Raw genomic sequence first — 18023 nt, 5'->3', positions numbered from 1 at the left:
ATTCATATTTTCTCAAAAGTTGCTGTGGCTTGCGCAGCGATGCCTTCACCCCGGCCAGTGAAACCAAGCATTTCGGTTGTTGTTGCCTTTACCGATATCCTATCGACATCAACAGCCATTATATCTGCAAGCCGTTCGCGCATTTTTCCGCGAAAGGGCCCGACCTTTGGCTGTTCGCAGATAATCGTAACATCGGCATTTGAAAGTTCAAAGCCATCACCACGGGCCAGTTTCATAGCGTGGGACAGGAATCTGTCGGAAGATGCACCGCGCCATTGCGGGTCGCTTGGTGGGAAATGATCGCCAATGTCTCCCTTTGCAATGGCCCCCAATATGGCGTCGGTCAGCGCATGCATCGCAACATCCGCATCACTATGGCCGTCAAGGCCCCTGTCATGGGGGATTTGTACGCCGCATAGCCATAATTCGGCGTTAGGCACCAGACGGTGGACGTCAAAACCATTTCCGCTTCGAAATGATGGCATGTTGTTTCCTGCAAAATCGCTTGAGAAGGTAAATTTATTCAGCGCCTCCGCGCCTGGCACGATGCGCACTTCGCCGCCCTGAGCCATGAGCATGCGCGCATCGTCAGTGGGTTCTAAACCGGTCCAGATTTGGTGGGCTGCGTAAATGTCCTGAAAGGCAAAAGCCTGCGGCGTTTGAATACGCCATAGATTTTCGCGTTCGACGGTTTCGGATAACATGTCCTTACCACGCGACAGGCTGTCCACGACAGGGAGGGCAGGGACAGCGCCGGGTGCCAGTGACAATGCGTCGAGTAAGTCATCAATGACCTTAGATGACAGGAAAGGCCGAGCTGCGTCGTGGATCAGCACCTGATCAACCATTTGCGTGGCGGCAATCGCCTTTAACCCCAAATAGACGCTCTCCCGACGCGTCGGTCCGCCTTGAACGAAAATTGGGTCTTTGAGCCCTGTCAGTGCGGCCATAGCCTCGGCTTCTTGTCCTGCGCCAATCGCAACATAGATTTGGTCTATATCAGGGTGTGCCGCCAATGCAGCATAGCTGTGCCACAGCATGGGTTTGCCGCGTATACGGCGAAACTGCTTTGGCTGCGCACCGCCTACGCGGCTACCTGAGCCAGCGGCGACGATGAGCGCAACGGTGGTGGGATGAGATGCCATGTGCGCGCTCTAGCGACAGCAGGCTTGCCCGCCAAGCCGAAAGCGGGTAACGGCCTGCCTAAATTTTAGGCAGTGTTTGAAGATGCAACTTAATCCCATTCATATCGGTAACATCAAAATCGATTGTCCCGTCATTTTGGCGCCGATGACTGGCGTCACCGATATGCCATTCCGCAAAATTGTCCGTGAGTTTGGCTCCGGCCTGAACGTCACCGAAATGATCGCCAGCCAAGCGATGATCCGTGAGACGCGGCAAAGCATCCAAAAATGCGAATGGGACGCCATTGAGGAGCCGGTGTCGATGCAGCTTGCTGGTTGCACCCCATATGAAATGGGCGAAGCGGCCAAGCTGAATGAAGAACGCGGTGCGGCTATTATCGATATCAACATGGGCTGCCCGGTTAAAAAAGTAGTCAATGGCGATGCTGGCTCGGCGCTGATGCGCGATCTGCCCTTGGCCGCCAGCTTGATTGCGGCAACGGTAAAGGCGGTGTCGGTGCCTGTGACCGTAAAAATGCGCATGGGTTGGGACCATGGAAGCCTGAATGCGCCTGAACTTGCGCATATTGCCGAAGATTTAGGTGCAAAAATGATCACCGTGCATGGCCGCACGCGCAACCAAATGTACAAAGGCTCTGCTGACTGGGCATTTGTGCGTAAGGTGAAGGATGCAGTATCATTGCCCGTCATTGTAAACGGCGACATTTGTACCATTGAAGATGCACAAACTGCTTTGGCGCACAGTGGTGCAGATGGTGTTATGGTTGGCCGCGGTGCTTATGGTAAGCCATGGCTGCTTGGCCAAATGATGCACTGGTTTCGTACCGGACAGACTATTGACGACCCAAATATCGATACCCAATTCCATCTGATAATGAAGCATTATCGCGCAATGCTTGACCATTATGGCAGCGAAGTCGGGGTGCGCATCGCGCGTAAGCATATTGGTTGGTATACTAAAGGGCTCAATGGTTCCGCCGAGTTCAGAAACTTTATGAACCGTATTGATGATCCAATGGTCGTGATCGATGAATTAACGCGCTTTTATGAGCCGTTCCTGACCAAATCAGCGGCCTGATTCATGTCGCAAGCCATGCATCGTCCTGATTATGGCCAGATGCTGGCAAGTATCGCGGTTCCGGTGCTGTTGATTTCGCCTGAACATATCATCTCTTACGCCAATGACGCCAGTGAGGCGTTTTTCGGACGCAGCCGACGTCGGCTAGAGGGGCAGCGTATTGACGCAACGCTCATGTTCGAAAGTGAGCGGATGAATGCTGCATTATTGTCCGCTGATGGGGACATATCTGCGCAAGATATGGAGCTTAAAACGCCCCATGGCGTCATTACAGTCGATATAAACCTGTCTTCGGTGTCCAAGGAGCCGGAATGGAGAATCGTTATCATATCGCCCCGTAATGGCGGCCGTGAGCATATTGGCGATCAGCGCGATATTGGGCAGCAGCAAGCGATGGGCGCGCCTGCGATATTGGGGCATGAGATTAAAAACCCATTGGCGGGTATTAAAGGCGCAGCGCAGCTGTTGGCCCGGAACGTCGCTGAAAAAAACCGGCCCCTGACGGAATTGATCGTCAATGAGGTCGACCGGATTGCGCGTTTGCTCGACCAAATGCAAAAGCTTGGCCGTTCTGAACCGGCGGAGGTTGCACCCGCGAACATCCACTTGCTGATTGAACGGGCGATTCACTCGCTACGGGCCGCGAACCTTGCAATGCCCGAAATTTCCATTAATTATGACCCGTCATTGCCGGATGTTCTGATTGATGCCGACGGGATGGTTCAAATACTCATCAATCTGCTGCAGAACGCGGTAGACGCGTTGCAAGGACGTCTCGACGGCGTGATAGGCATTTCCACCCGCTATGTCATGAGCGGTGCTCTAAGGGACGCTGCCGTTGATCGGCGGTCCATTAAATTGCCGGTTGAAATTGCTATTTCGGACAATGGTCCCGGCGTGCCCGAACATATTGTGGACGAACTGTTTTCGCCCTTTGTAACCACGAAACGCGACGGGCAGGGGCTTGGCCTCGCAATTGTGCGCAAACTGGTGCAGCAAATGAATAGCCGCGTGCTGTTTGAACGCGACGCGGCGCAGGGGCAAACGACGTTCCGGCTTTTGCTGCCGGTTGCATTAGGGAAAACTAACCTATGATACCGCCAAGGGTACTGATTGTTGAGGACGACGTGTCCATCGGTCTCGTGGTGAGCGCCGCGCTTCAGGCGGAGAATATCGAAACAATGTTATGTGATTCCGTTGCGGCGCGCGACATGGTGCTGGCCAGCGGCCATTTTGATTTGATGCTGACGGACGTCATGTTGAAGGATAGCGATGGTCTCGCCACGTTGAAGGACGCGATGGAAAAGTCGCCCGACATGGCGGTCATCATCATGTCTGCGCAGAACACCCTGGAAACCGCCGTGCGCGCTAGCGAGATTAATGCGTTTGAGTATTTTCCAAAACCCTTTGATCTGAATGACCTCGTTCTGGCGGTTAAGCAAGGCATCGAAAAGCGGCGTTCAACGGCGCAAGATCCCTTCGAGACACTTACCGAGGCCAATCTTCCGATGATTGGACGAAGCGCCGCGATGCAGGATGTTTACCGAATGGTCGCACGGCTTTTGCGTAATGATTTGTCGGTACTCATCTCGGGCGAAAGCGGCACGGGCAAGGAATTGGTGGCGGAAGCCATCCACAATCTTGGCCATCGCAAAACTGGGCCGTTTGTTGCCGTCAATATGGCCGCGATTCCAAGCGAGCTTATCGAAGCCGAGCTATTCGGTCATGAAAAAGGTGCGTTTACAGGTGCCGTTGGCCAGTCGATTGGCCGGTTTGAGCAGGCGCAAGGCGGAACTTTGTTCCTCGACGAAATCGGCGACATGCCCATGCATGCGCAGACCCGACTGCTACGCGCATTACAAAGCGGTGTCATTAGCCGGATCGGCGGCAAAGCGAGCATTCGCCTAGATGTGCGCATCGTCGCTGCAACCAATCAGAATTTATCGGCTTTGATCGAAAAAGGCGGCTTTCGTGAAGATTTATTCTATCGCCTGAACGTCGTCCCGATCGAAATGCCACCGTTGCGCGACCGGACGGAAGACATTGGCCTGCTTGCGCAACATTTCTTGATCTTAGCGGCAAAAGATGGCCTGCCGATGCGAAAAATTGACGATAATGCTATCAGCCATTTGATGGCGATGCCGTGGCGCGGCAATATTCGTGAGCTGAAAAACTTGGTCTACCGTCTCGCTTTATTGTGTCGCGAAGATACCATCACGGACGCGACGATCATGCAATTTATTGAACCTGCCCAGGATGCCGAGCCGCCCATCCAAGGGGCAAGTTTTGAAGCAGCGGTGGCGCAGTTCTTGAGGGACCAGCGGCAGCGCGGAGCCATGCGTGAAAAATTATATCCACGCGCACTTGCGCAGTTCGAAATTCCGCTGTTGCAGCATGTGATGAAGCAAGTGAAGGGCAATCAGTTAAAGGCGGCAGCATTGCTGGGTATAAACCGGAATACCCTGCGTAAAAAATTGACTGACTATGGCATTGGGCCTTCAGGCGGGCGGTAGATGGATGCGTTAACGCGATGCGTTGCCTTAAAACCACTATTTTGTGCTTTTCAGGCAACGCAAGGAATGCCACAGTGGCTTTATGGCAACAAAGGACTTTGGAGCAGAACGAGGCGCACCTTCTGCTGTCCGTCGCCTTTTTGAACGGGTTGCCGACCTACTCGGCAAAAGTCAGTCCATAAAATTTTTGGAAATTGCCAGCGCCGTGATGTTGATCGTGGTAGGCGTGATCACCGCTATGCTTTTGATGGGGCAAGGGCCGCAATCGGAACCACTGGCGCCCGCGGCATCGGCAACAATGCTCGTCAGCAACTTGTTGCCCGCTACCTTGCTCCTTGTTTTGTTCGGCCGCCGCGTTGCGCTCAAGCGCGCAGAGCGTAGCAGCATCGGCAGCAAGCAACTCTTGCATGTGCGTTTAGTCGCGATTTTTTCGGCGATCACTGCGGTGCCTACCGTACTTCTCGTCATCTTCGCATCATTGCTGTTTCAAAGCGGTATCCAATTTTGGTTCTCGGGCTCGGCGCGCGGGATGTTGGAAAATGCGGGGGAATTGGCAAAAGGCTATTATGAAGTCAACGCCAAGGATGTCGGCGACGAAACGGTCACTATGGCTGGGGACTTCCGAAACGCATTAAGCCAAACCAACGCCGATGATCCGGCTTTTTTGAGCTATTATCTGGAACAGGTGTTCCGCAGGCGGTTAAGCGAATCTGCAATTGTCTCGGTGGGTGGCGATGGCGTTCAAAGGACAGAGGCGGTTGCGACCGAAGATGATGGCCGGAAGCAGGACTGGATCGCCGCAGACATTTTGAAGAAATTGAACGCGGGTGAGGGGACGGTTATTGTCAACCGCGCGGACAGAATTGAAGCGGTAACTATATTATTCGACACACCGCGCAGTTATTTATACGCCAGTCGGGCCTTATCAGTTCCATCCTTTGCGCTAGGTGAAAAAGCACAAACGGTGCTTCAAGATTATGACGATATGGTCAGTCGGTCACGCACGCTGCAAATCCAGTTCAATCTCGCGCTGTATTTTGTATCGTTAATGATCATCGGGATCACTTTGTGGGTCGCCTTGCGGGTTGCCGACCGCCTTGTGCGTCCGGTCAATAATCTCGTGAACGCGGCACAATTGATTGCAGAAGGTGATTTGTCCGCGCGCGTCACCATTGACCAATATCGCAACGATGAAGTTGCGTTTCTCTCGCAATCCTTCAACCGCATGACAGAACGCCTGCAGCAACAGACAAGTGTATTGTTAGCGACTAATCATCAACTTGGCGAACGACGTCTGTTTATCGAGGCTGTTCTGGAATCTGTGTCCGCCGGCGTAGTATCCGTTGACGGCGATGGCGTGGTCCAACTCGCCAACTCTACGGCGGAAAAGCTGCTGAAAAACACATTTGAAACGATTGTTGGTCAAAATTTTGCAAGTGTTGCACCTGCATTGGCGGCATTAGCCAGCGAAAGCCCGCGTGGCGTTGTGCAATTGGGCGACGGACCTGAACCACTCACGGTGGCTGTAACCGTATCGCCGCGGGAGCAGGGCAGTGTGGTGACTTTTGAAGACATTAGCCAGCAATTGGCAGACCAACGCAGCGCGGCATGGTCAGACGTCGCGCGCCGTATCGCCCATGAAATCAAAAATCCGCTGACCCCGATACAGTTGGCAGCAGAGCGCCTGCAACGCCGGTTTGGCAAGAATATCCTCCAGGATCAGGCGATATTCGAACAATTGACCAGCACTATTGTCCGACAGGTCGGGGATTTGCGCAACATTGTCGATGAATTTTCATCCTTTGCCCGTATGCCTAAGCCATTGTTCCGTAACGAAAATGTGCATGATATAGTTGGCCAAGCGGTATTCTTGTTTGAAGTAGCGCACCCCGACATCATGTTTAGCTATCGCCAAAGCGGCGCAGTCCCCAATCTGATTTCTGACAGACGGCAGCTGGGACAAGCTATTACAAATATTCTTAAAAATGCAGCAGAATCCATTGAAGAAAAAAGAAAATCAGCGCCAGTTGATGGAGCTATATCCATTGATCTGTGGATGGATATGGAGGCGTTGGTAATCCGCATTGCGGACAATGGCATTGGCCTGCCGCCAGACCGCCAACGTATTATGGAGCCCTATATCACTAACCGCGCCAGCGGCTCGGGGCTGGGACTTGCGATTGTGAAAAAGATTATTGAAGAACATTTCGGAGAAATTTCATTGTCAGACAATGATCCCGTTGGCGCGGTCGTGACATTGAAATTCAACCCGCAATTCGTGGCATCCAAGGCGGGGAAAGTAAATTCTTCCGCACCCCTTTCCAATCCAGATGAGGTTATCGGCTAATTATGGCACTCGACATATTGATTGTAGACGATGAACAGGACATTCGGGATTTGGTATCCGGAGTGCTTGATGACGAGGGCTATGGTACCCGAACGGCAGCTTCTGCGGATGAGGCTTTAGCAGCCCTGGATGAACGTTTGCCGTCTTTGATATTGCTTGATGTCTGGCTGCGCGGTTCATCGATGGACGGTATTGAGTTGTTACGCGCGATCAAAATCCGCGATCCGCAAATTCCGGTCATTGTTTTTTCTGGTCATGGGAATATCGACACTGCTGTTGCGGCTATCGGGCAAGGCGCGGCTGATTTTATCGAAAAGCCTTTTGAAGCCAGTAAGTTGTTGCACCTCGTTTCAAAGGCAACCGAAACGGAACGGCTTCGCGCGGAAAATGCTGACCTGAAGGCGCGGGTAGGGCATTCGGAGGAACTTACCGGTTCGTCGGTATCGATTAACTCTGTGCGCGCAACGCTTAAGAAGGTCGCTGGTACAGGAAGCCGAATGCTCATCACAGGGCCTGCAGGGGTTGGCAAGGAGGTTGCTGCTCGATTGCTGCATAGCTGGAGCCCACGGGCAGGGTCGCCCTTTGTGTCCGTGAGCGCGGCGCGATTGTCTCCCGAACGATTTGACGAAGAATTGTTTGGTATCGAACAGGATGGCCGGCTTGTGCAGGCGGGCATGTTGGAAAAAGCGCATGGCGGGACATTGTTCCTAGATGAAGTTGCGGATATGCCGCGAACCACACAAGGCAAGATTCTGCGCGTGTTAACCGACCAGAGCTTTGTCCGGGTAGGCGGCGACCGGCAAATACGTGTCGACGTCCGTTTCGTGTCGGCCACTGCGCGCGATCTGGCTGTCGAAATTTCCGAAGGGCGGTTCCGCGAAGATTTATTTTACAGGTTAAACGTTGTTCCGGTTGAAATTCCGCCCTTGTCGGGACGACGCGAAGATATTCCCGACTTGGTCAACCATTATGCCGCGCGCTTTGCATCCGAGCACCGCATTTCGCCACCTAAATTTTCGGGTGATGCGATGGCGGCGCTTCAGGCCTGTGAATGGCCTGGCAACGTCCGGCAATTGCGTAACATCATTGAACGCACCATCATATTGGCCCCCGCAGAAGGGGTTGCGACGATTGAGGCGGATATGCTGCCGTCAGAGATCATCAATAGCTATGAAGGCGCAGAGCATAATGTCACGTCCCTAATGGGGGCGCCATTGCGTGAGGCGCGCGAAGCATTTGAACGCGAATATTTGCGGGTCCAGATCAAACGTTTCTCCGGCAACATTTCAAAAACAGCCGCCTTTGTCGGTATGGAGCGATCTGCGCTGCATCGGAAGCTAAAGCTATTGGGCATTTCTGTCCGCAAAAATGCAATGGATTTTAGTGACGACGTAGAAGCTTGAGCGCAATTGCGAACTTGGCTTCATTCGTGTAAGTTTCATCCCGCTGGGTGATGTGGATGCTTGATCTGAATCTGCAACAATTGGCGTAACGATAAATATAAACGGATAATCACAATGACTGAAAAAAATAACGGACTTCAAGACCTTTTTCTGAACTCCCTCAGAAAATCGAAGACCCCTGTGACTATGTTTTTGGTCAAGGGCGTCAAACTTCAAGGTGTTGTAACGTGGTTTGACAACTTCTCGGTGCTGTTGCGCCGAGATGGCCTGTCGCAGCTTGTTTATAAGCATTCCATATCCACAATTATGCCTTCTACTTCGCCGGACCGTTCATTATTCGATGAGATGATGTCACGCACCACCCACCGGCCCGGTATGCTGCAGGATGTTTTTCTCCACGCAATGTGTGACAAGAATGAATCGGTTACGACCTTTCTCGTGAATGGCGTGATGCTTCAAGGCGCCATTGTCGCTTATGATCTTTTTTCGGTCATGCTGGAACGGGATGGCACGACGCAGCTTGTATATAAGCATGCCATATCCACCATCCAGCCAGCGAATCCCGTGAACCTTGCAGATTATAACCAGGGCGTCGATGAGATCGATATTTGAGCGGTTTTGAACGCAGCGAAACGGACGAGTTCGCGCGTGGCGCGCGCGCGTTAGTCATATATCCCGAGTTGCCTGGACGGGCCTCTGTGGGGCCGGAGGCGCGCCTTGCCGAAGCTGAGGGGCTTGCGCTAGCCATTGGCCTGAATGTTGTTCGCAAAAAGCATTATCGGGTACGTTCACCGCGTGCAGTGACGCTGCTCGGCGGAGGCCAAGTTGAAGAAATAGCCGAGATGGGCCGCGATTTGGAGGCTGATCTTCTGATCGTGGATGCTTCGCTGACCGCTATTCAGCAACGGAACCTCGAAGAACGCACAGGACTGAAGACGATTGACCGGACTGGGCTTATCCTGGAAATTTTTGGCGAACGCGCCGCCACGGCCGAAGGACGATTGCAGGTCGAGTTAGCGCATCTGGATTACCAAGCGGGGCGATTGGTCCGTAGCTGGACTCACTTGGAGCGGCAGCGGGGTGGTTTCGGCTTTCTGGGCGGTCCAGGTGAAACGCAGATTGAGGCGGACCGTCGAATGATCCGAGACCGCATGGCGCGGTTGCGACGCGAATTGGAAGAGGTGAAAAGGACCCGTTCTTTGCATCGCGCCCGGCGCAAACGCGCACCTTGGCCAGTAGTCGCATTGGTGGGCTATACCAATGCGGGTAAATCGACACTGTTCAATCGGTTGACGCGGGCAACCGTCCTTGCCGAAGATATGTTGTTCGCGACGTTAGACCCAACGATGCGGCAAATCACGCTCCCCGGGGTGGAAAAGGCGATATTGTCCGACACAGTTGGTTTTGTTTCGGATCTGCCAACGCAATTGGTCGCCGCGTTTCGCGCGACATTGGAGGAAGTGATATCGGCCGACATTATCGTCCATGTACGTGACATTTCGCATCCCGAGACCGATGCGCAGAGAGAGGATGTTTTGCAGATTCTGCGGGATCTGGGGGTACTGGATGATGAGCAGGCGGGAAATCAGCCGCGCATGGTTGAAATTTGGAACAAGCTAGATCTTTTGGATGATGATCGGCGGGCGGAGTTATCGGGCATGGCTGCGCGTGACGATAATCTCTTGATGATATCTGCAGTTACAGGTGACGGCATTGATGCAATCAAGGCCCATCTCACTGCGCTTATCGCTAAAGGAAATGAACTGCGCACCGTCAAATTGCGTACAGATAATGGCGCGGCTTTAGCGTGGTTGCATGGGCGCGGCGTGGTGAGCGGGCAGCATGTTGACGGTGACATTGTCTCGGTCGATGTGTCACTGAGCCGCCAATTATGGGGCCAGTTCGAAAAGCAATTTGAAAAACAACTTGAACAGGCCGATACTTAAGTCTGTGCCTTAAGTTTTCTCTTTTGATTTGGCTTGCTGCCATAATTCTTCTTTTTCATCGAGTGATAACCCCGCAAAAGCGTCGCCCGCAGACATTTCCATGTCGCGAAACCGCCGTTCGAACTTGGCGCTTGCTTGCTTCAACGCAAATTCTGCGTCTACCTTGTGAAAGCGCGCGAAATTAACGACGGCGAATAGCAAGTCGCCTATTTCTTCCGCAACATGTTCATCTGAAATGGCTTCTTCAACCTCTTCTAACTCCTCAATAATCTTTTTCCGTGCACCGGATTGGTCCGGCCAGTCAAATCCTGTACGCGCCGCGCGCTTTTGAATTTTTTGGGCACGCAATAAAGCGGGAAGGGCGAGGGCCACTCCCGCCAAGGCGCTGTTATCTTCATCGCCGCTGCGTTCAGCCGCCTTTATGGTTTCCCAATTGTCAGGCACCTCATGGCTTTTGGCTGTAACACCTCCAAACACATGCGGATGGCGGCGCACCATTTTGTCGCAAATGCCATTCACGACGTCCTGCAAGTCGAAAGCGCCTAATTCGCTTGCCATCTGGCTGTGAAATACAACTTGAAGCAGCAGATCACCCAGTTCGTCTTTTAGCGCATCCAGATCATTTCGCTCGATTGCGTCCGCAACCTCATACGCTTCTTCAATAGTGTAAGGGGCAATCGTCGCAAAGTTTTGTTCAATATCCCATGGACAGCCCGTGTCACGATCACGCAAGCGAGCCATGATAACCGTAAGAGGGGTAATATCTGCGCGCATCAGTTGGCCACATCAATAAGTTCGATAATATATATTATGTTAATTAACATATTCTATCAGCCTTGCGTCCGTATCAATTGCCATATGCTTATTCACGGTTGAAGCACCATCATGTTAGCTTCCACGCGCCAACTTTGCATGCTGTTGAGGAAGTTCATGCCCAATAGGTTCACGTCGCCAAAGCTCTCCGACACGACCACTGGATGGTTTTCAATCCGGTGCGGACCTACAGTCAACAACCGAACATTTGCCCGATTAGCGGCTACACGGCCGTTTGCGGTACTAAGGATGATTGGATAGCCATCGGCTTCAACGCCGACCTCGCTTGCTGTAGTTGCGTTAATCGCTGTCGTCGTCGCACCGCTATCGATCATGAAGCGCACGGGTTTGCCGTTTATGTCGACCATGAGCCAATAATGGCCATCGTCTTGTCGGCGCAGTTCAATGGCTTCACCGCTAATGCTTTGTCCGGCGGTGCCCGATATGTCGGCTTTTACGCGCTCCCAAATGCCGATAAATTCAAACCGGAAGCTGAAAATGGCGAACAAGGCCGCAAAAATGGCGAGCCAAGCGAGGCCAGCCTTGGCAACATAGCCCAAGGGTAAGCGCCGCGCCGCAAGCGAGCTAACAAGCAGCAATATGCATATAACACCCCAAATCAGCGATGGGCCATCCTCCATGATGTTCATCGACTGGCTTTCGTAAACAGGTCGTAGAAATTGTCTGAAGTCTGCTGCGCCAGCGTTTTAGGGGCAACTTCGCGCAATTGCGCTACAAAGCGCGCGGTATCTGCTACAAAGGCCGGCTCCCCAGTTCTGCCACGATGCGGAATTGGCGCGAGAAATGGTGCATCGGTTTCCACCAATAAGCGATCCGCAGGTAACCATTTGGCCACATCCTGAATGTCTTGGGCATTCTTAAAGGTCACAATACCCGACAGCGAGATATACAGGCCCAAATCCAAGGCGATGCGCGCAAAATCGGCGCTGGCCGTGAAGCAATGAATAACGCCAGTGAAGGTGCCTTCCCGCATTTCTTCGGTCAGTATCGCCGCCGTATCTGCTTCCGCATCGCGGGTGTGAATGATGATAGGTAGGCCCGTTTCCCGCGACGCCTTGATATGCTCGCGAAAGCCCGCGCCTTGCTGTGCTCGGTCGCTTTTGTCGTAATAATAATCGAGGCCCGTCTCGCCAATGGCCACAACACGTGGATGTGCTGATTTTGTAACAAGTTTGGCGCAGTCCATCCCGACATGCTGGTCCGCCTCATGCGGGTGAATACCGACGGACGCCCACACATCAGTCTCTTGTTCGGCAAGGCCAATGACATCATCCCATTCGCACTCTCGCGTCGAAATGTTGAGCATCGCCGACACCCCATTTTCGCGCGCGCGCGCAAGTATCTCGGCCTGCTGTTCGACCAAGCCCTTGTAATTGAGGTGGCAGTGGGAATCGACGAACATCAGGCGGCGGCCCCCTCCTCCGCCGGCAATTCCAGCCGTGGGAACAGGCCTACAGGCTGGGCAATTTGGAAACCACCTTCGGCCAGTGGCGAATACCAATGCGACCCGGCACGTGCATAATTACGTACATCATCGGGCACACCCATCTGATCGAGCAGCTTAGTAGCTGACCCGGGAATGAATGGCTGCACGGCTATGGCCAGTTGTGCGATGCAGATGAACAATGTCGCCAAAACAGTCTCCATCCGCTCGGGATCTGTTTTCTTCAGCGCCCATGGTGCCTGCACGTCGACATAGGCGTTACATGCAAACACGGCTTGCATCCAAGCTTCTAAAGCTTGCGACATGGCGAGATCTTCAAAATGGGTCGGAATTTGGACAGAAACGGCATTGCCAACCAATTCCAGCAAGGCTTGATCATCGGGATGATGGCCGTGAATCGCCGGAAGATATCCCTCGCAGTTTTTAAAAACCAGCGACAAGGTCCGCTGCGCCAAATTGCCAAAGCTATTCGCCAAGTCAGCATTAACGCGCGTGACAATGGCCTCTGGGCTATAGCTACCATCTTGCCCAAAGCTGACTTCGCGCAGCAGGAAATAGCGCAAGGCATCGACGCCAAATAACTCAGCCAGTTCCATCGGATCTACTACATTGCCTAAAGATTTTGACATTTTCTCGCCGCGTGACAACAAAAAGCCGTGGCCGAACACCATTTTTGGCAAGGGCAAGCCTGCCGACATGAGGAATGCGGGCCAATATACCGTGTGGAACCGGACAATGTCCTTGCCGATGATATGGACGCTTGCTGGCCAGAATTTGCGCCACTCCTCGGTGTCATCTGGAAACCCAATGGCTGAGATATAAGTCGTCAGCGCATCGAGCCAGACATACATGACGTGGTTCTCGCTGCCCGGAACCTTGACGCCCCAGTCAAAGCTGGTGCGCGAGACGGACAAGTCCTTCAACCCGCCTTCGACAAATTTGACGGTTTCATTTTTGCGGCTGTCGGGGCGAATGAATTCCGGATTGGCTGCGTAATAGTCCAATAATGGCTTTTCATATTTGGAGAGCCGGAAAAACCAGCTTTCCTCAACCGTCCATTCAACCGGCGTACCTTGGGGTGAAAGCTTCTGCCCCCCTTCCCCTTCGGTGAGTTCGGCTTCGTCATAATATGCTTCGTCGCGGACAGAGTACCACCCCTCATATCGGTCCAGATAGAGATCGCCGTTCGCTTCAAGCCGCTTCCAAATCGCCTGGCTCGCTTTGTGATGATTATCGGCTGTGGTCCGGCAGAAATGGTCAGCAGAAATATCAAGAGTTGCGCACATTTGTTTGAAATAAGATGACATTTCATCCGCAAGATCGCGCGTTTCCCTGCCCAGTCCCCGTGCCGTCTGGTCCATTTTTAGGCCATGTTCATCGGTGCCGGTAACGAAACAGACTTCGCGGCCATTCAGCCGCTGAAAACGTGCAATAGCGTCGGTGGCGATTGCCTCATAGGCGTGGCCGATATGCGGCTTCCCATTGGGATAAGCGATTGCGGTGGTGATGTAGAACGGTTCGGACATGGATACTCTTAAAAATGGCTATGGGCGCGCTGTATGCGCTTGAAACGATGCCAGCAAGCTTCCCATTTGAAAGACGACGCTTTGTTTGTCTAAACTTAAGGCAATGGCGCGCGCGGCAAGCCCGCTTGCGGCCTCCCAAGCAGCGACACCATTGCTCGCCTGCGTGGCATCCAGCTTTCGCGTATACTCCGCTATCAACGACGGCGCGCGGCGCAAGAAAGCCTCATAACGCGGTTGCGCAGCCTTTAACGCCAATTTGTCCGCCAAGCCACTGCGCAATGCATTGTCGCGGTCACCCGTACGCAAGATGGACGTCATGGCATCCTCAATTTCCTTGAGATCAAGACCAAGAAAATCCAGCGCTTGCCCCGGTGTACCATTGCCCAAACGGATAAGGGCTTGCAGTTCGTCCGCCCCCACCTCTGGCGCCGCGCGTTGTAATATGTCGGCCATGTTGGCATCGTTCAATGCCTCAAACCGAAGGATCTGGCAGCGCGACCGAATGGTCGGCAGCAACCGGTCACTGGCATGGCTGACGAGGAAGAAAAAAGTGCCAACGGGCGGTTCTTCTAGCGATTTGAGCAATGCGTTGGCCCCGCCCCGCTCCAAGTCGTCCGCCGCATCAATGATAATCGCGCGCCGGTTGCTTAAACCGGGACGGGTAGTTAGCGATTGCTGAAGCCCGCGGATTTGATCGACGGTGATGCTGCGCTTGAACTCGGTGACATCATCAATGTCGTCATCTTCCTTCAATGCCTCTTTTGGCAGCCGTTTGATGGATAGGATATCGGGATGCGACCCGCGCGCAATCATGCTGGCATAGGCATTTTCTGGGTCGACCAGCATGGCTGCTGCCCGCAATGCAAAGGCAGATTTGCCGATGCCCCGTGGCCCAGATAATATCCAGCCATGGTGGACCTTATTACTGTCGCAAGCGGTCGCGAACTGCCGCCACGGCTTATCATGTCCTACATAAACGTTCATGCCGGCTCCAACAGGTCGCTAATTTCGGCCAGCAGCCGCGCTGTTACCGCGTCCGTCGCACCCGACGCATCGACAAGCCGAACGCGCGGTTCACGCTCAGCAAAGCTCACAAAGGCCACATCGACGTCCGAATGAAAAATCTCTGTGCGGCCCTGAATGCGGTCAGGCTGGTTCTGGTCACGTGCAGCCGCGCGGCTTGCGGCCTCCTTGGTATCGAGCCGCAGCACTAAGGTCCGATCCGGCAACATGCCATGGCTGCCAATCTGGTGCAGCGTCATGATATCGGCATCGGACAGGCCGGAGCCCGCACCCTGATATGCACGGCTACTATCGATAAAGCGGTCAGAAATGACCCATTTTCCGCTGGCCAAGGCCGGCTCGATGAGCCGCTCGACATGGTCGCTGCGTGCGGCGGCGAACAACAATGCCTCGGCGCGCGGCATCCACCGTTCAGCACTTCCGCCAAGCACCAACTGCCGGATGGTTTCCGCGCCGTCGGTTCCACCTGGTTCGCGGGTTAAAACAACTTCAAATCCATATTGTGTGATGAACGCGGCGAGTGCTGCAATCTGAGTCGACTTGCCAACCCCCTCGCCGCCTTCGATCGATATAAAACGGCCGCGTGCGGTCACAGGCGCACCCATGATGCCCGGCTCGTTAGGTCGTCCGCAATATCACGCATAAATTCTTCTGTTCCATCATCGAATATCGCAAAAGGCATAGCCGCCTCCTTCAGGTATCCGATAGTCGAATTCAATTGCCGCGTATAGCGGTCAGCGAGGACAACTCAAAAACCTAGTTACGCAACTCGTCCGCCAACAGCCCGACCGACAACGCATAGAAATTGGAACAATTATAGTCCAAGATCACGCGGTAATTGCCGCCGAGAAGATAGGCAGTATTGCCCACCCCATCAGGCTCTATCAACGTCGCCATGATATTGTCATTGGGCCAAAATCCTCGCTGCGGCGAAATGCCTAGCTGCCGCCATTCCGCGATTGTGCGCCATTGGCTGTGTCGCGCAAAGACGCGGGGGCATCGCGGCGACGTCATCCGCGATCGCATGATGCCCCGATTAAATGACGCAGGCACATTAACTGCAAATCCCCAATCCTCGCCACGCCGCCAACCCGCATTGACGAAATAATTGGCGATGGAGGTCATCGCATCGACTTCGCTCCGCCAAATATCGGCATAGCCGTCACCATCGCCATCCCGCGCGAGGCGCAAATATACAGATGGCAGAAATTGTGGCTTACCCAACGCCCCGGCCCAGCTTCCGGTGATCGCATATTGCGGCACGCCTTTGTCTATCATTTTGAGTGCGGCGATCAACTCGCCCTCAAACAATGCGCGGCGACGTCCTTCATACGCCAAAGAGGCTAAGGCTTCAGGTGCGTTGAAATTACCCATGAAGGATCCATAATCGGTTTCATGTCCGTAAATGGCAATCATAATATCTTCAGGCACGCCCGTCTCATCCTCAATGCGTTTGAGTAACGGACGAAGCTCAGCATATTTGGCGCGGCCCCGGCTGATGCGCGATGCATCGACATGGCGGGCCTTATAAGGTGCAAAATTGGGCACTGGCGCGCTAGACGCTCCTTCTGGTTGTTGCCGGTCAAGCCGAACCACGCGATCATTATACCTAATCGACGGCAGCACGCGGTCGAGTGTCGCTTGCGTCACACCCTCTTGTAAGGCACGTTGCCGCACTTGTGCCAGATAGGACCGGAAAGCGACCTCCTGCGCTTCTGTGCCCTGCGCTGCGTCTGTGCCAATATCCTGTGCTAGACATTCTGTGCCAAGCACGAAAGCACCTGCGCAAATCAACATCGTCATCAAAATTTTACGGTAAAAGCGCACGCGGCCCCCTCATGTTGGATTGAGTCATAATGCCACAACGCATCAGGGCTGTGAATGGTTTTGGTCCCAGCAGGCCAACATTTCATCGTGCACATTGGTGACAGTGCACGGCATCTATGGCTTGCCATCGCAAACCGCACTGGCTAGGGCACGCTTCGTAAGTGGACAGGTGGCCGAGTGGTTTAAGGCAACGGTCTTGAAAACCGTCGTGGGTGGAAGCTCACCGTGGGTTCGAATCCCACCCTGTCCGCCACTATCTCTTCCAAATAAACAACGCGCTCTTTCGGGACGTGTTAGATGCCGTGAGGCAATATGGAAGCATTTGGCGCTGACCGACAAAACGCGCCTTGCGGCCATTCGTGTCCAAGGGACGTCTTAGGCCGAGCGACACATATCGCCGCTCGGATAAAAAGCTCAGCACATACTGAAAAGGCGGCACCTGAGGTAACGCGCGCGTTCAGCTCAGGCTGCCCCCAATTCTCATTGCCCCTTAAAGCTTGCTTTGCGTTTTCCCACAAAGGCGAGAGCGCCTTCCTTTGCATCGGCGGTGCTTCCTGCAATCCGTTGCCCTTCGGCTTCCGCCAGCAATTGTTCGGCATACGAGTTTTCCAGCGCGGTCAGTATATTTTTGCGCATCACTGCATATGCCACGGTAGGACCGTTGGCGAGCCGGCTAGCCAGCGCGCGGGCTTCTGTTTGTAAGGCTTCATCTTCAACGCATTTGTAGATCATGCCCCAATCCGCCGCTTTTTCACCGCTGATTTTCTCACCGAGCAACATCATTTCTGTTGCGCGGGCTTTGCCGACCAAGCGTGGGAGCATCCACGATGCGCCGCCGTCGGGAACGAGGCCGATATTCACAAATGCCTGAAGAAAATAACCAGACTTACCCGCGATAACGAAATCACCGCATAGGCCAATGGAGCAGCCAACGCCT

General features: G+C 53.7%; 16 protein-coding genes and 1 tRNA gene. 8 read left to right on the top strand and 9 right to left on the bottom strand.

Annotation, left to right across the window (positions count from 1 at the left end; genetic code table 11):
• Window positions 1-2: 2 nt before the first annotated feature.
• Entirely contained in the window at window positions 3-1145 is a 1143-nt protein-coding gene (locus Q0O07_RS10140; protein ID WP_295493207.1) for a bifunctional 2-C-methyl-D-erythritol 4-phosphate cytidylyltransferase/2-C-methyl-D-erythritol 2,4-cyclodiphosphate synthase, read from the bottom strand.
• Window positions 1146-1227: 82 nt separating this feature from the next.
• Between Q0O07_RS10140 and dusB the strand changes: the two genes are divergently transcribed.
• The 7 genes from dusB (at window position 1228) to hflX (ending at window position 10432) form a co-directional block, all read left to right on the top strand.
• On the top strand, window positions 1228-2223 hold the full coding sequence (gene dusB / locus Q0O07_RS10135; RefSeq protein ID WP_295493205.1) for a tRNA dihydrouridine synthase DusB: 996 nt from the start codon (window positions 1228-1230) through the stop codon (window positions 2221-2223).
• 3 nt (window positions 2224-2226) lie between these two features.
• On the top strand, window positions 2227-3318 hold the full coding sequence (locus Q0O07_RS10130) for an ATP-binding protein (protein WP_295493202.1): 1092 nt from the start codon (window positions 2227-2229) through the stop codon (window positions 3316-3318).
• Window positions 3315-4736 (top strand): sigma 54-interacting transcriptional regulator, encoded by a 1422-nt coding sequence (locus Q0O07_RS10125; protein WP_367271068.1) that lies wholly within the window; start codon window positions 3315-3317, stop codon window positions 4734-4736. The genes Q0O07_RS10130 and Q0O07_RS10125 overlap by 4 nt, the downstream gene beginning before the upstream one ends.
• Before the next feature lie 82 nt (window positions 4737-4818).
• Complete coding sequence (locus tag Q0O07_RS10120) at window positions 4819-7083, top strand: ATP-binding protein (RefSeq protein WP_295493200.1); 2265 nt, start codon at window positions 4819-4821, stop codon at window positions 7081-7083.
• Window positions 7084-7085: 2 nt separating this feature from the next.
• Window positions 7086-8486 (top strand): sigma-54 dependent transcriptional regulator, encoded by a 1401-nt coding sequence (locus Q0O07_RS10115; protein ID WP_295493198.1) that lies wholly within the window; start codon window positions 7086-7088, stop codon window positions 8484-8486.
• 114 nt (window positions 8487-8600) lie between these two features.
• Window positions 8601-9098, top strand: coding sequence for an RNA chaperone Hfq (gene hfq, locus Q0O07_RS10110; RefSeq protein WP_295493196.1), 498 nt, complete (start codon window positions 8601-8603; stop codon window positions 9096-9098).
• A complete protein-coding gene (gene hflX, locus Q0O07_RS10105) occupies window positions 9095-10432 on the top strand; it encodes a GTPase HflX (protein ID WP_295493194.1) in 1338 nt (445 codons plus the stop codon). Before hfq ends, hflX begins: the two co-directional genes overlap by 4 nt.
• Window positions 10433-10441: 9 nt before the next feature.
• Here hflX and mazG read toward each other — a convergent pair whose 3' ends face one another.
• From mazG to Q0O07_RS10070, 7 genes are all read right to left on the bottom strand, one after another.
• Window positions 10442-11206: a nucleoside triphosphate pyrophosphohydrolase gene (gene mazG, locus Q0O07_RS10100; protein ID WP_295493192.1), complete on the bottom strand. Its 765-nt coding sequence runs from the start codon at window positions 11204-11206 to the stop codon at window positions 10442-10444.
• A 92-nt stretch (window positions 11207-11298) separates the two neighbouring features.
• A complete protein-coding gene (locus Q0O07_RS10095; RefSeq protein WP_295493190.1) occupies window positions 11299-11895 on the bottom strand; it encodes a TIGR02281 family clan AA aspartic protease in 597 nt (198 codons plus the stop codon).
• On the bottom strand, window positions 11892-12668 hold the full coding sequence (locus Q0O07_RS10090; RefSeq protein WP_295493188.1) for a TatD family hydrolase: 777 nt from the start codon (window positions 12666-12668) through the stop codon (window positions 11892-11894). The genes Q0O07_RS10095 and Q0O07_RS10090 overlap by 4 nt, the downstream gene beginning before the upstream one ends.
• Entirely contained in the window at window positions 12668-14236 is a 1569-nt protein-coding gene (gene metG / locus Q0O07_RS10085) for a methionine--tRNA ligase (protein WP_295493186.1), read from the bottom strand. The genes Q0O07_RS10090 and metG overlap by 1 nt, the downstream gene beginning before the upstream one ends.
• An 18-nt stretch (window positions 14237-14254) precedes the next feature.
• The gene (locus Q0O07_RS10080; protein WP_295493184.1) at window positions 14255-15220 is read right to left on the bottom strand and encodes a DNA polymerase III subunit delta'; all 966 of its coding nucleotides are present in this window, start codon (window positions 15218-15220) and stop codon (window positions 14255-14257) included.
• On the bottom strand, window positions 15217-15864 hold the full coding sequence (tmk, locus tag Q0O07_RS10075) for a dTMP kinase (RefSeq protein ID WP_295493183.1): 648 nt from the start codon (window positions 15862-15864) through the stop codon (window positions 15217-15219). Before tmk ends, Q0O07_RS10080 begins: the two co-directional genes overlap by 4 nt.
• A 151-nt stretch (window positions 15865-16015) precedes the next feature.
• The gene (locus Q0O07_RS10070; protein ID WP_295493181.1) at window positions 16016-17086 is read right to left on the bottom strand and encodes a lytic transglycosylase domain-containing protein; all 1071 of its coding nucleotides are present in this window, start codon (window positions 17084-17086) and stop codon (window positions 16016-16018) included.
• A gap of 163 nt (window positions 17087-17249) precedes the next feature.
• Between Q0O07_RS10070 and Q0O07_RS10065 the strand changes: the two genes are divergently transcribed.
• Window positions 17250-17339: transfer RNA gene (locus Q0O07_RS10065), tRNA-Ser, on the top strand.
• A 227-nt stretch (window positions 17340-17566) separates the two neighbouring features.
• Here Q0O07_RS10065 and Q0O07_RS10060 read toward each other — a convergent pair.
• Window positions 17567-18023: enoyl-CoA hydratase-related protein (locus tag Q0O07_RS10060; RefSeq protein WP_295493179.1), on the bottom strand; the 457-nt coding region annotated here is incomplete at its 5' end.

Source organism: Sphingorhabdus sp. EL138 (genome assembly GCF_945890115.1).
Classification (GTDB): Bacteria; Pseudomonadota; Alphaproteobacteria; order Sphingomonadales; family Sphingomonadaceae; genus Sphingorhabdus_B.
The sequence above is the reverse complement of the archived record's forward strand: the minus strand, read 5'-3'. Positions and strand labels throughout refer to the sequence as shown.

Excerpts from the sequence above, each read along its gene's own strand:
- Q0O07_RS10140 (WP_295493207.1), bottom strand. The coding sequence starts at position 1,145 with ATGGCATCTCATCCCACCACCGTTGCGCTCATCGTCGCCGCTGGCTCA.
- dusB (WP_295493205.1), top strand. The coding sequence starts at position 1,228 with ATGCAACTTAATCCCATTCATATCGGTAACATCAAAATCGATTGTCCC.
- Q0O07_RS10130 (WP_295493202.1), top strand. The coding sequence starts at position 2,227 with ATGTCGCAAGCCATGCATCGTCCTGATTATGGCCAGATGCTGGCAAGT.
- Q0O07_RS10125 (WP_367271068.1), top strand. The coding sequence starts at position 3,315 with ATGATACCGCCAAGGGTACTGATTGTTGAGGACGACGTGTCCATCGGT.
- Q0O07_RS10120 (WP_295493200.1), top strand. The coding sequence starts at position 4,819 with ATGGCAACAAAGGACTTTGGAGCAGAACGAGGCGCACCTTCTGCTGTC.
- Q0O07_RS10115 (WP_295493198.1), top strand. The coding sequence starts at position 7,086 with ATGGCACTCGACATATTGATTGTAGACGATGAACAGGACATTCGGGAT.
- hfq (WP_295493196.1), top strand. The coding sequence starts at position 8,601 with ATGACTGAAAAAAATAACGGACTTCAAGACCTTTTTCTGAACTCCCTC.
- mazG (WP_295493192.1), bottom strand. The coding sequence starts at position 11,206 with ATGCGCGCAGATATTACCCCTCTTACGGTTATCATGGCTCGCTTGCGT.
- Q0O07_RS10095 (WP_295493190.1), bottom strand. The coding sequence starts at position 11,895 with ATGAACATCATGGAGGATGGCCCATCGCTGATTTGGGGTGTTATATGC.
- Q0O07_RS10090 (WP_295493188.1), bottom strand. The coding sequence starts at position 12,668 with ATGTTCGTCGATTCCCACTGCCACCTCAATTACAAGGGCTTGGTCGAA.
- metG (WP_295493186.1), bottom strand. The coding sequence starts at position 14,236 with ATGTCCGAACCGTTCTACATCACCACCGCAATCGCTTATCCCAATGGG.
- Q0O07_RS10080 (WP_295493184.1), bottom strand. The coding sequence starts at position 15,220 with ATGAACGTTTATGTAGGACATGATAAGCCGTGGCGGCAGTTCGCGACC.
- tmk (WP_295493183.1), bottom strand. The coding sequence starts at position 15,864 with ATGGGTGCGCCTGTGACCGCACGCGGCCGTTTTATATCGATCGAAGGC.